Consider the following 11,773-nt stretch of genomic DNA (forward strand, 5'->3'; position numbering starts at 1 on the left):
GCTGTTTCGCGACCTGGCCAGCATCTCCGCACTCAACCTGCCGGTGCTGCTGCTGCTCAAGGATGGCCGCAGCGCCGTGCTGCGCCAATGGGGAGCGAACGACCAGGCGCAAATCCTGCCGTGCGAGGCCGACGGCGGCGAACAGTGGGTCGGGCGCGAGCAACTGGCCGCCGAGTACAGCGGCCAGGCCTTCTTCGCCCGCCCGCGGCATGAACTGGAGGAGGCACGCACGCCGCTGGTGCCGCGCCTCGAAGCCTGGTTCCGCGATACCCTCAAGCTGTCGCGCTGGCTCTACGCCGATGCGCTGCTGGCCAGCCTGCTAATCAACCTGCTGGGCCTGATGGTGCCGCTGTTCGTCATGCAGACCTACGACCGCGTGGTGCCCAACCAGGCCACCGCCACACTCTGGGTGCTGGCCGTCGGTCTGCTGATCGGCACCTGCTTCGAGATGCTGCTCAAGGTGCTGCGCGCGCACCTGCTCGACACCGCCGGCAAGAAGACCGACGTGGTGCTCTCGGCCACCCTGTTCGAGCGCATCACCGGCATGGCGATGAAGGCCCGCCCGGCCAGCATCGGCGGCTTCGCCCAGAGCATCCACGACTTCCAGGGCCTGCGCGACTTCCTCACCGCGGTGACCCTGACCAGCCTGATCGACCTGCCCTTCTCCTTCCTGATGATCCTGGTGATCTGGCTGATCGGCGACTGGCTGGTGCTGATCCCGCTGCTGGCCTTCCCGCTCACCGCGCTGTTCGCCTTCATCATCCAGATGCGCCTGCGCGACACCGTGGAGAAGAGCCTGCAACTGGCCTCGCAGCGCCAGGCGTTGCTGATCGAGACCCTCGGCGGCCTGGAAACCCTCAAGGCCTGCGGCGCCGAGAGCGAACGCCAGCACCAGTGGGAGAAGACCCACGGCGCCCTCACCCGCCTGGACAGCCACGCGCGCTTCCTCTCGGCGCTGGCCACCAACGGCACCCTGTTCCTCCAGCAGTTCGCCGGCATGGCCACCATAGTCGCCGGGGTCTACGCGATCATCGCCGGCAACCTCAGCGTCGGCGCCCTGGTCGCCTGCTACATGCTCGGCAGCCGCATCCTCGCCCCGCTGGGGCAGATCGCCGGGCTGATCACCCGCTACCAGCAGGCGCGCCTGACCATGACCAGCACCGACGCGCTGATGGCCCTGCCGCAGGAGCGCCAGGACAAGCAGCGGCCGCTGGAGCGCACCCAGCTCAAGGGCGCCCTGGACATCCGCCAGGTCAGCTTCCGCTACCCGGGGCAGAGCGCCCCGGCGCTGAGCAACGTCAGCCTGCACCTGGCCGCCGGCGAACACCTCGGCATCATCGGCCGCAGCGGCTCGGGCAAGAGCACCCTGGCGCGCCTGATCATGGCCTTCTACAGCGCCGACGAGGGGCAGATCCTGCTGGACAACCTCGACCTGCGCCAGCTCGATGTCGCCGACCTGCGCCACCAGATCGGCTACGTCGCCCACGACCTGCCGCTGCTGGCCGGCAGCCTGCGCGACAACCTGACCCTCGGCGCACGCTACGTCAGCGACGCGCGCATGCTCGAAGTGGCCGAACTGACCGGGGTGATCGACCTGGCCCGACAGCACCCGCAAGGCTTCGACCGCCCGGTGGGCGAACGCGGCCAGCTGCTCTCCGGCGGCCAGCGCCAGGCCGTGCTGCTGGCCCGCGCGCTGCTGCTCGACCCGCCGATCCTGGTGCTCGACGAACCCACCAGCGCCATGGACAACACCAGCGAGGACCTGCTACGCCAGCGTCTGCACAAATGGGTGCAGGGCAAGACCCTGATCCTCATCACCCACCGCGCTTCGATGCTCAGCCTGGTCGACCGCCTGGCCGTGCTGGACAACGGCCACGTGGTCGCCGACGGGCCGAAGGACGCGGTGATCGAAGCTCTGCGCAAGGGCCGCGTCGGCCCCTCGCCGAGCTAGGAGGCGAGCATGGAACACAGCCTGCGCGACTATTTCGGCAGCCTGCGCCAGCGGCGCCAGGACACCGAGTTCATGCCCGAGGTGGAAGGCGCCATCCTCGAGGATTCGCCCTGGCTGACCCGCGCCACCGTCTGGGCAGTCAGCGCCTGCCTGCTCGCCGCGCTGCTCTGGGCGCATTTCGCGGTGCTCGAGGAGGTCACCACCGGCGAGGGCAAGGCGATTCCCTCGAGCAAGGTGCAGGTGATCCAGAACCTCGAAGGCGGCATCGTCAGCGAGATCTTCGTGCGCGAGGGCCAGGTGGTGAACAAGGGCGACGTGCTGCTACGCCTGGACGACACCCGCTTCCTCTCCAACCGCGGCGAGACGGAAGCCGACCGCCTGGCACTGATCGCCCGCCTCGAACGCCTCAGCGCCGAGGCCGAGGGCCGCGAACCGCAGCTGCCCGAGGAGATCACCCGCGATGCACCGCAGCTGGCCGAAGACCAGCTGGCGCTGTACCACTCGCGCCAGCAGCGCCTGAAAAGCGAGCAGCGCACCCTCGGCGAACAGCTGCGGCAGAAGGAGCAGGAGCTGGCCGAATTCCGCTCCAAGGCCCAGCAGTACCGTTCCAGCCTCGGCCTGCTGCAGCAGGAGCTGAACATGTCGCAGCCGCTGGTAGCCTCCGGGGCGATTTCCGAGGTCGAGGTGCTGCGCCTGCGTCGCAGCGTGGTCGAGGTGCGCGGCTCGCTGGAGGCGACCAACCTGGCCATTCCCCGCGCCGAGGCGGCGATGAGCGAGATCAGGAGCAAGATGGAGGAGTCCGAGCTGAGCTTCCGCGCCGAGGCGTTCAAGGAGCTCAACGAGCTGCGCACCGAACTGCAGAAGATCACCGCCACCAGCGTCGCCATCCAGGACAAGGTCACTCGCACTACCGTCGTGTCGCCGGTGCGCGGGGTGATCAAGCAGCTCAAGGTCAACACCATCGGCGGCGTGGTGCAGCCGGGCAACGACATGCTGGAGATCGTGCCGCTGGACGACAGCCTGCTGATCGAGGCCAAGGTGCGCCCGCAGGACGTAGCCTTCCTGCATCCCGGGCAGAAGGCCATGGTCAAGTTCAGCGCCTACGACTACACCATCTACGGCGGGCTCAAGGCCAACCTTGAGCTGATCAGCGCCGACACCATCACCGACGAGGAAGGCAACAGCTTCTACCTGATCCAGGTGCGCACCGACAAAAGCCACCTGGGCAGCGAGGACAATCCGCTGCTGATCATCCCCGGCATGGTCGCCACGGTGGACATCATCACCGGCGAGAAGAGCGTGCTGGCCTACCTGCTCAAGCCGGTGCTCAAGGCCCGCTCCGAGGCCATGCGCGAGCGTTGATCGAACACCCCGTAGGAGCCGGGGACGCCCAGTCCTTGCCGGCGATGCCTTGCGATTTCCGGGGTCGTGACGTATGGCTGGCAAGCCCGCTCCTGCAGGCAGCGAGTGCCCGCTGGGTTCCCGCCACGCAGCGCCTACGGCTGGCGGCCGCCCTGCCCGTGATTGCGGCGAAAGGTCTCCTCGCCCATCGCCGCGATCTGCCCCTCGATCAGCGCTTCGAACGGCCGCAGCAGCGCCGCGAAGCTGCACGGGGCCTCCAGCACATCCAGCGCCGTGGCGATCGCCTCGATGGTCGACAGCGCCCCCTCGGCCGGCGCCTTGCGCAGGCGGTAGCGCGATTGCGCCCCGGCCGGCAGGGCGACCCGCGGCAAGCTCGCCAGCGCCGGGTTCAGGTGCAGCAGCTTGCGCGCCTTGCGCCAGGTACCGTCGGGCACCACCAGCAACAGCGGCAGCTCGCCCTGCGTTTGGGCGGTCAGTTCGACGGCCTCCTCGCCAGGGAACAGCAGGCAGGCGCGGTAGCCCGGTTGCGCCAGGAGCTGCGGCAATTCTCCGAAGGTCTCGCCCACCCGCAGCTCGGCGTTGCGCAGGCCCAGGGCGGCCAGCCGCGCGGTATTCAGGGCGTGCGCGGTTTCGCTGGGGTGCTGCAGGATCAGCAGGCGGGTGCGGCTATCGAGTGCGGGGATCAGCGCACACAGGCAATGGCCGAGCGGGCGCAGGCAGCGGGGGCAGGTCGGACGAGGCATGCCGCGCAGTGTGCCACGAAGCGCGGCGCCAGGCAGCACAGGCGCCTAGCCCGGATGCAATTCGGGGAAGAGTCGGCGGGTTGCACCCGGGCTACCAGACACCGACTCCGGCAAGCGGGCCCGGGGTGGACAGCGCTTCGCGGTTTTCCACCCCCAGGGCATCGCCCAATCCCGCTTCAGCGGTTGAAACGCTCCGCCAGGCTGTGCAGGTAGTCGGCCATCTGCTCCAGCTCGCGGCTGATTTCCGCGCCCTGGTGCGCCTGCCCGGCACTGTGGTCGGAGAGCTGGGCAATGCGGGTGATCTGCCGGCTGATGTCCTCGGCGACATGGCTCTGCTGCTCGGACGCCGCCGCCATCTGCTGGCTCATGCCGGTGATGCGCGTCACCGCCGCGCTGATGCCTTCCAGCGCATCGCGCACCGACTCCACACTCTGCATGCTGCCGCGCGAGATGTCCTCGCCCTTGCCGGCGGTGACCACCGCGCGCTCGGCGCCGGCACGCAGGTCGGCGATGATCTGGTGGATCTGCTCGGTGGACTGGCGGGTGCGCGAGGCCAGCGAGCGCACCTCGTCGGCCACCACGGCGAAGCCCCTGCCCTGCTCGCCGGCGCGCGCCGCCTCGATGGCGGCGTTGAGCGCCAGCAGGTTGGTCTGCTCGGCGATCGAGGTGATCACGTCGGCGACGCTGCCGATGGACTGGGTGGAGTTGGCCAGCTCGTTGACCGCCTGGCCGATATCGGTCACCGCCTGGGCCATGTGGCGCATGGCGTCCAGGCTGCCGACCGCCAGTTGGCGCCCTTCCTTGGCCAGACGGTCGGCCTCCTCGGCGGCGTGCGAGGTGCTCTGCACGTTGTGCGTCACCTCCTGGATGGTCGCCGCCATCTGGTTGATGGCGGTGGCCGACTGGTCCGTCTCGGCGCGCTGCTGGTCGAGCAGCGCGGCGCCGGAGCGCGACAGTTCGGCGGACTGCGCGGCGCGCTTCTTGACGTTGACCCCGGCATCCTCCAGGCGCGTCAAGGCGGTCTGCAGACGCGCCTCCTCGCTGATCATGGCCATGTCCAGCAACGCCTGGGCGCCGCGGTTGTCGCTGTAGGTCAGCGCCACCAGAGCGCTGGTGAAGGCCTTGGGGTGTTCGTCCAGGGTGCGGCGGATCAGCTGGCGGGTGCGGTACAGCTGATAGGAGCCCAGGGCGAACAGGGCGGCGAGGATAAAGCCCAGCAGCCAGGGCCCGCTGAGCAGCCAGTGCGCGCCGAGAATCACCAGACCGGCGAGGATCAGCGGCCAGGAGCGCAGCAGGTCGTAGGTCCAGGATTCCAGCTTGGGCACCGGCGGCTTGCCGGCGCGCAGTCGCGCGTAGAGCGCCTCGGCACGGCGCTTCTGCGCCTCGCTCGGCAGCGAGCGCACCGACTCGTAGCCGGCCATGCGGCCGTTCTCGTAGATTGGCGTGACATAGGCGCTGACCCAGTAGAAATCGCCGTTTTTCGCGCGGTTCTTGACGATGCCCATCCAGGGCTTGCCCTGCTTGATGGTGTCCCACATATGGCCGAACACCCCCGGCGGCATGTCCGGGTGACGCACCAGGTTGTGCGGCTGGCCGATCAGTTCCTCGCGGGTGAAGCCGCTGATCTCGACGAAGGCATCGTTGCAGTAGGTGATCTTGCTGTTGAGGTCGGTGGTGGAGATCAGGCGTTCGTCGGCGGGAAAGGTCCTTTCCCGCTGGGTGACCGGCAGATTCTGGCGCATCGAGGCATCCCTGTTCGAGTCGTGGAGGTGTTACAGAACTGTGATTAAGTACTAGCACAGGGCAATCACGGCGCCAGGCGCCGCCATTGAGCATGGCGAAGATAATCGGGCGACCCTGTTTCAGGTCTGGTTCAGTTGTGTCTTGAGCAGGTCGCGAAAGGTCTGGATCAGCGGCTCGCGCGAGCGGCCGCGGCGCAGGATCAGCGAGAACGGCGCCTGGTAGCCGAAGGTGGTGGGCAGCAGCACCTTGAGCCGCTGTTGCTCGACCCAGGGCTGCGCGTAATGCTCCGGCAGGTAGCCGATATAGGCGCCGGACAGCACCAGGATCAGCTGCGCCTCCATCGACTCCACCGTCGCCGCGCTGTGTTTGAAGCCGTGCCGCGCCAGCTCCGCCTGGCTCCAGTAGCCGCGGCCGACCATGCGCTGCTGGGTGATCACCTCGGCGGGGATGCGCCGCTGCTCGTACAGCGAATGCCGCTCGCTGCAGTACAGCCAGTGCTGCTCGCGGTACAGCGGCTGATAGACCAGGCCGTTCATCCGCGTGGAGAAGGCGCCGATGGCCAGGTCCAGGCGGTTGTCGAGCACCGCCAGCTGCAGCTCGTAGGGGCTCATCACCGACAGGTGCAGGTGTACGCCCGGATGCTCCTGGCTGTAGGCGCCGATCACCTCGGCCAACGGCAGCGCAGGATCGCTCACCGTGGAATCCAGCACGCCGAGATTGAGGGTACCGCGCAACTCGCCCTTGAGCGCGGCGGAGTAGCGTTCGAAGCCCTCCAGCTCGCCGAGCAGACGCAGGGTCTCCTGGTGAAACAGCTCGCCCTTGCTGGTCAGGCTGAAACCGCCGCGACCACGATGACAGAGCACCAGGCCGAGTTGCGTCTCCAGCTGGCTCATATAGGTGCTGATCGCCGAGGTGGACAGGTTCAGCTCCTGCTGCGCGGCGGCAAAGCCCTGGTGGCGTACCACGCAGGCGAAGATGCGCAGCAGCTTGAGATCGGGTAGCGAGGTGAGAGGAGTCATGCCAGGCAGTCTACCCCGGCAGCTGCACGGAAGCAGCCGGATCGTCCAGCGCGCAGGCGAGGAATTCGGCCGCCGGCAAGGGCCGACCGAACAGGTAGCCCTGCAGATAGTCCACGCGACGATTGCCCAGGTAGCGCAGCTGCTGCTCGTCCTCCACCCCTTCGGCGATCACCTCCAGCTGCAGCTTGGCGCACAGGTCGATCACGCTGTCGAGAATGTGCAGCGACAGGGCATCCTTGCCGATCATGGCGACGAAACTCTGGTCGATCTTCAGGTAGTCCACCTTGAGCTTGTGCAGGTAACTCAGGCTGGAATGGCCGGTGCCGAAGTCATCCAGTGCGATCTTCACGCCCATCTCGTGCAGGTCGGCGAACAGCTGATCGGTGAAGGCATCCGGCTCCAGCAGTTCGCGCTCGGTCAGCTCCAGGGTCAGTACCACCTGCCCCGGTACGAAGGCTTGGAGAAAGTTGCGGCAGTCCTCGACCAGCTCGCGGCTACGGCAATGAGCGGCTGCGATGTTGATGCCGATGTGAAACCCGCCGCCGAGTCGATCCGCCACCGGCGCCAGCAGCTCCGCCGTCTGCCGCATCAGTTCCCGAGTCATCGGCACGATCAGGCCGGAGCTTTCCGCCAAGGGAATGAACAGATCCGGGCGCACCAGCCCCTCGCGCGGGTGCTGCCAGCGCATCAGCACCTCGGCGCCTATCCACTGCTGCGAACCGCTGCGCACCAGCGGCTGGAAATAGGGAATGAATTCTCCGGCCTGCAGCGCACGACGCAACTCGATGCTGGGGGAGCTGGAGCGCGCCAGCAGCCAGTGGCTGCCCACGCCGGCCAGCGCGCCGAGCAGCCCCAGCAGCAGGTACAGCACCGGATATTGCTCGCCCATGTAGCTCAGCCGCGCACCTCCGGGAAACGCCGCACGTACCTGATAGGGATAGCGCGTCGAACTCAGCGCGACCCGAGCCACGGGGTATTCCGGCAGGCGTCCCGCTCGCACCAGTCCGTTGCGCGGCATCCACTGCTCACCCACCAGCAATTGCATGAAGGCGCCGCGATCCACCGACTGCAGCACGTTGGCCAGATAACGTCCGTCGATCGCCACCAGCGCGCCGCGCTCGTCCACGACATCGCGATACACCAGCAACGAATGATTCGGGGTGACCGGGTTGCCCGCCAGCAGCCGCAGCCGACCGGCCACGTAGGCGGCAGAGTCGACTGGCTCCTCGAACGCGCCGAACAGCGATGAGCAGTACAGCCGTCCCCCATCCAGCAGGTTGACCGAGCGCACGAAGGGCACGGTGGCGACCTGCTCGCGCAGCACCAGCTCGACCTCCGCACAGGGTCTGCCGACCTGCGGCAATACCTCGCCGGCGGCCTGGCTGGCATTGTCGAGCATCAGGTCGATCTGGCGCACGGCGTCGGCGGCGCTGGTGCGGCTGATGTCGCGCAGCACGATTCCGGCCTGCGCGTACAGAAACATCAGGCCGAGCACAACCGGCAGCATCCCCACGGCGAGAGAAGCGCACAGTCGCAATCGGGAACGATGGGTGCGGTAAGCGGTTAACGGCATCCAGGCCTCCTCGCCGCGAGCTCCAAAATAAGTGCGATACGCCATATGGCCGACGCGCCGTTGCACTCAGCCTAGCAGCTGTCAACGACGCGCCTGAGCGCAGGTGCAACAGTCTAGTGCCGAGCGATTAGTTTAGAAATCTCTGAACTAAGTTTTTGCCCCTGCCGATTTTTCCCGGAGCGGCGCTGACCAAGAATCCGACCAACGATTCCTACAACCACAACAACCGTGAGGCCTTCCCATGGACAAGGTTTTTCATCAGCCCCTGGGCGGCAACGAAATGCCCCGTTTCGGCGGCATCGCCACCATGATGCGCCTGCCGCATATCCAGAAGATCGAAGAGAAACGTGAGCTCGACGTCGCCTTCGTCGGCGTGCCGCTGGATATCGGCACCTCGCTGCGCTCCGGCACCCGCTTCGGCCCCCGCGAGATTCGCGCCCAGTCGGTGATGATCCGTCCCTACAACATGGCCACCGGCGCCGCCCCCTTCGACTCGCTGAACGTGGCCGATATCGGCGACGTGGCGATCAACACCTTCAACATGGCCGAAGCCGTGCGCATCATCGAGGAGTCCTACGACGAGATCCTCGAGTACGGCATCAAGCCGCTGACCCTGGGCGGCGACCACACCATCACCCTGCCGATCCTGCGCGCCATCCACAAGAAGCACGGCAAGGTCGGCCTGGTGCATATCGACGCCCACGCCGATGTGAACGATGAGATGTTCGGCGAGAAGATCGCCCACGGCACCACCTTCCGCCGCGCCGTCGAGGAAGGCCTGCTGGACTGCGACCGCGTGGTGCAGATCGGCCTGCGCGCCCAGGGCTACACCGCCGAGGACTTCAACTGGAGCCGCAAGCAGGGCTTTCGCGTGGTGCAGGCCGAGGAGTGCTGGCACAAGTCGCTGGAGCCCTTGATGGCCGAGGTGCGCGAGAAGGTTGGCGGCGGCCCGGTGTACCTGAGTTTCGACATCGACGGCATCGACCCGGCCTGGGCGCCCGGCACCGGCACCCCAGAAATCGGCGGGCTGACCACCATCCAGGCGATGGAGATCATCCGCGGCTGTCAGGGCCTGGACCTGGTCGGCGGCGATCTGGTGGAGGTCTCCCCACCCTACGACACCACCGGCAACACCTCGCTGCTCGGCGCCAACCTGCTCTACGAAATGCTGTGTGTGCTTCCGGGGGTTCAGCGCCGCTGACCGCCGGCTTTTATTGCTCCGTCCGGGTGCCCCGCGAGGCGCCCGGTACATCCATACAACAACAATCAGGGTGCCCAGATGAATCGTGAAGACGCCATGCCACTGCTGGACGACCAGCCACCGGCCGATACCTCCTACAACCTGCGCCAGCTGCTGATCTTCCTGATCCCCTCGCTGCTCGGCGTGCTGCTGTTCCTCACGCCCATCGTTTACGAGGAAAAGGTCACCATCGGCCTGGGCGTGATGGCCGATGCGCTGAAGGCCGGCTTGAGCGACTGGCTGCCGGCCATCGCCACCGGCCTGCTGCTGTTCTCCGCCGCCGTCGGCCTGTTCGCCAGCCTGCTCAAGCCCAAGTGGCTCACCGAGCGCCACGCCCTCAACGAGATGTTCAACCTCAGCCCGCTATGGCTCGGCCTGCGCGTGCTCGGCGCGCTGTTCGCGGCCATGACCTTCTGGCAGTTCGGCCCGGAATGGATCTGGAACGCCAACACCGGCGGCGTGGTGCTCAAGGACCTGGCCCCGGTACTGATCACCTTCTTCCTGGTGGCCGGGCTGATCCTGCCGCTGCTCACCGACTACGGCCTGATGGAGTTCTGCGGCACCCTGGTGCGCAATGTGTTCCGCAGGATCTTCGGCCTGCCCGGGCGCTCGGCCATCGACGCCATCGCCAGCTGGCTCGGTTCCGGCACGGTCGGCGTGCTGATCACCGCCCAGCAGTACCAGAAGGGCTTCTACAGCGCGCGGGAAGCGGCGGTGATCGCCACCAACTTCTCCATCGCCTCGATCGCCTTCAGCCTGCTGATCACCAGCTTCATGAAGCTCGACCACCTGTTCGTGCCCTTCTACCTCACCGTGGTGGTCGCCGGCCTGGCCGCCGCCATCATCACCCCGCGCATCCCGCCGCTGTCGTGGAAGAAGGACGAGTACATGCCAGGCGTCGGCAAGCAGATCAAGGAAGACGTGCCAGCCGGCACCTCGCTGCTGCGCTGGGGCCTGGTTCAGGCGGTCAAACGCGCCAACGCCAACCCCTCGCCGGCGCAGATGATCAAAGTCGGCGTGCACAACGTGGTGGACATCTGGCTCGGCCTGCTGCCGCTGGTGATGGCCATCGGCACGGTATCCCTGGCGATTGCCGAGTTCACCCCGATCTTCAACTGGCTGTCCGCGCCCATCGTGCCGCTGCTCGAGCTGCTGCAACTGCCGGAAGCCGCCAAGGCCGCGCCGGCCATGCTGGTGGGTTTCGCCGACATGTTCCTGCCGGCGGTGCTGGGCAAGGGCATCGAGAGCGAACTGACCCGCTTCGTGGTGGCCTGCGTGTCGCTGACCCAGCTGATCTACATGTCCGAAGTCGGCGTGCTGATCATCAAGGCCAAGCTGCCGCTGAACATCCTCGAGCTGTTCATGATCTTCATCATCCGTACCCTGATCACCCTGCCGATCATCGCGCTGATGGCGCACTGGATAGTCGGTTAACAGTCCCGCAGGGCGGACATGCCAACGGCTTGTCCGCCTCTGGGCGAGTGACGGTGGACCAGGCCGCGCCCTGTCCACCCTGCATAGCGCGATCAGCGCCATTGAAGGATTCTCAACATGACCACCTGCGGCGAATTTCTCGTCAAGCAACTGGAAGCCTGGGGCGTCGACACCGTGTTCGGCATTCCCGGCGTGCACACCGTCGAGCTCTATCGCGGCCTGCCGCACAGCGGCATTCGCCATATCACCCCGCGCCACGAACAGGGCGCCGGCTTTATGGCCGACGGCTATGCGCGGGTGTCCGGCAAGCCGGGGGTGTGCTTCATCATCACCGGCCCGGGGATGACCAATATCCTCACCGCCATGGGCCAGGCCTACGCCGATTCGATCCCCATGCTGGTGATCTCCAGCGTCAACGAGCGCGCGCGCCTCGGCCTGGGCAAGGGCTACCTGCACGAGCTGCCCAACCAGCGCGCCATGACCGCCGGGGTCACCGCCTTCAGCCATACCCTGATGAGCGTCGAGGAGCTGCCCGGCGTCCTGGCCCGCGCCTTCGCCGTGTTCGAGGGCGAGCGTCCGCGGCCGGTGCATATCGAGCTGCCGCTGGACATCATCACCGCCGATGCCAGCCATATGCGCCTGGCGGCCAGGCCGCGGGTCGAGCGCCCGGCACCGAATCGCACGCTGATCCGCGACGCCGCCGCCCTG

Annotated in this window: 9 protein-coding genes; 5 read left to right on the plus strand and 4 right to left on the minus strand. The window is 67.1% G+C overall.

Going from position 1 to position 11,773, the window contains the following annotated elements; translation table 11 throughout:
* The first annotated feature begins 1 nt into the window (after position 1).
* Both N878_RS02505 and N878_RS02510 read left to right on the plus strand, forming a co-directional pair.
* The gene (locus tag N878_RS02505; RefSeq protein WP_082457775.1) at positions 2–1,951 is read left to right on the plus strand and encodes a type I secretion system permease/ATPase; all 1,950 of its coding nucleotides are present in this window, start codon (positions 2–4) and stop codon (positions 1,949–1,951) included.
* A 9-nt stretch (positions 1,952–1,960) separates the two neighbouring features.
* Positions 1,961–3,313, plus strand: a complete 1,353-nt coding sequence (locus tag N878_RS02510) for an HlyD family type I secretion periplasmic adaptor subunit (RefSeq protein ID WP_021442109.1) — start codon at positions 1,961–1,963, stop codon at positions 3,311–3,313.
* A gap of 134 nt (positions 3,314–3,447) precedes the next feature.
* On the opposite strand, the gene N878_RS02515 is transcribed toward N878_RS02510, so the two are convergent.
* The 4 genes from N878_RS02515 to N878_RS02530 all read right to left on the minus strand — a co-directional run bounded on the left by N878_RS02515 (position 3,448) and on the right by N878_RS02530 (position 8,391).
* The gene (locus tag N878_RS02515; RefSeq protein ID WP_021442110.1) at positions 3,448–4,056 is read right to left on the minus strand and encodes a tRNA-uridine aminocarboxypropyltransferase; all 609 of its coding nucleotides are present in this window, start codon (positions 4,054–4,056) and stop codon (positions 3,448–3,450) included.
* A 176-nt stretch (positions 4,057–4,232) separates the two neighbouring features.
* A complete protein-coding gene (locus tag N878_RS02520) occupies positions 4,233–5,798 on the minus strand; it encodes a methyl-accepting chemotaxis protein (protein WP_021442111.1) in 1,566 nt (521 codons plus the stop codon).
* A 120-nt stretch (positions 5,799–5,918) separates the two neighbouring features.
* Complete coding sequence (locus N878_RS02525) at positions 5,919–6,818, minus strand: LysR family transcriptional regulator (RefSeq protein WP_021442112.1); 900 nt, start codon at positions 6,816–6,818, stop codon at positions 5,919–5,921.
* A 10-nt stretch (positions 6,819–6,828) separates the two neighbouring features.
* A complete protein-coding gene (locus N878_RS02530) occupies positions 6,829–8,391 on the minus strand; it encodes a cyclic diguanylate phosphodiesterase (protein WP_031302633.1) in 1,563 nt (520 codons plus the stop codon).
* Between the two features lie 241 nt (positions 8,392–8,632).
* On the opposite strand from N878_RS02530, the gene speB reads away from it, so the two are divergent.
* From speB to N878_RS02545, 3 genes are all read left to right on the plus strand, one after another.
* A complete protein-coding gene (speB, locus tag N878_RS02535) occupies positions 8,633–9,592 on the plus strand; it encodes an agmatinase (protein WP_021442114.1) in 960 nt (319 codons plus the stop codon).
* Between the two features lie 78 nt (positions 9,593–9,670).
* Positions 9,671–11,065: a YjiH family protein gene (locus tag N878_RS02540; RefSeq protein WP_021442115.1), complete on the plus strand. Its 1,395-nt coding sequence runs from the start codon at positions 9,671–9,673 to the stop codon at positions 11,063–11,065.
* 117 nt (positions 11,066–11,182) lie between these two features.
* On the plus strand, positions 11,183–11,773 hold a 591-nt coding region (locus N878_RS02545), incomplete at its 3' end, for a thiamine pyrophosphate-binding protein (protein WP_021442116.1).

Source organism: Pseudomonas sp. EGD-AK9 (assembly GCF_000465935.2).
Classification (GTDB): Bacteria; Pseudomonadota; Gammaproteobacteria; order Pseudomonadales; family Pseudomonadaceae; genus Aquipseudomonas.